Source organism: Brevibacillus sp. SIMBA_040 (assembly GCF_046535075.1).
In the GTDB taxonomy this organism is placed as follows: Bacteria; Bacillota; Bacilli; order Brevibacillales; family Brevibacillaceae; genus Brevibacillus.
Genome location: NZ_JAWRXI010000225.1, coordinates 1 through 264, shown reverse-complemented (window position 1 = coordinate 264; position 264 = coordinate 1). Strand labels below are relative to the sequence as shown.

1 protein-coding gene is annotated in these 264 nt (G+C 45.5%); it reads right to left on the bottom strand.

The features are described from left to right. The coding region (locus SB752_RS32630; protein ID WP_410719533.1) for a hypothetical protein at nt 1–264 on the bottom strand (264 nt) is incomplete at both ends.

The window sequence follows — 264 nt, the reverse complement described above, 5'->3', positions numbered from 1 at the left end:
ATAAAAAGGCGTAAGGTCAAATGTCATACCGGTAGGGGCCTCCTGTGAAGTAGTAGGTGTACCGCTGATAGTAAAATTCAATGTACCAGATCCAACTTCAAATGTTCCTGCGCTTAGGGTTACTGTTACTGCAGCGTTTCCAACAGACTGTAAAGTCACCCCACTATAACTTCCCCCGTTACCGGCTACATAAGGTATTTTTAAGATGGTTCCTGTCGAAAAAGCAGTTCCGCCTGTGATTGCCTGTGCCGGATCCAGATATAC